1 protein-coding gene is annotated in these 661 nt (G+C 62.8%); it reads right to left on the bottom strand.

The features are described from left to right. Window positions 1–116 precede the first annotated feature (116 nt). Window positions 117–661: S8 family serine peptidase (locus tag CSC66_RS17230; RefSeq protein ID WP_162378636.1), on the bottom strand; the 545-nt coding region annotated here is incomplete at its 5' end.

Genomic DNA, 661 nt, shown 5'->3' with positions numbered 1-661 from the left:
GACTCCATCTGTTGTGATGAACTAGTCTAATGTAGACTACATAATGATCCAGCTAGTATACACTGCGTGTTTGATAATGGACCAATACTCGTGATCTCTGCAAAGTAGCAATTGTCCTAGACGTATCGTCGCACAACCATTCGAACGTCTTTGGTCTTTTTTTTTTTTTTGGGATTGAGCGCGGCCACGGTCAGCCAGCCGCGTTCCAGCGCGGCGGCGCCAAGCGACTTGCTGGGCAGCGCGGCGATGTCGCCGGGCTGCGAACGGTAGCGCGGGTCCTCCCCGGAATTGCCGTTGGCGAAGACCACCAGGCCGCCGCGGTCGATGACGAACTCGCGGTAGGCGTCGACGAACTCGCGGGTGACCAGGGGCGAATCCCAGTACAGCCCGCCCCAGGAGTTGTTGATGATGCGCGCGCCGGCGTCGGCCAGTTCCAGGTTGAGCTGCTTGAAGTAGTTGCCGTAGCCCCGGCCCGGCAGCACCTTGTTGCCCTGGCCGGAACCATCGTCTCCGCCGGGGGTATCGGCGACGCTGCGGGAGGAGACGATCCGCGCTTCCGGGGCCACGCCGCCCGGCCAGATGTCCACCGGGGCACCGGCGGCCAACTGGGCCACGGTGGTGCCGTGGCCGACCTTGTCGTCCACCGACAGGTCGTTGCCGG

The organism is Pseudoxanthomonas kaohsiungensis (assembly GCF_010211765.1).
Lineage (GTDB): Bacteria > Pseudomonadota > Gammaproteobacteria > Xanthomonadales > Xanthomonadaceae > Pseudoxanthomonas > Pseudoxanthomonas kaohsiungensis.
This window is presented reverse-complemented; position numbering and strand designations above follow the sequence as displayed.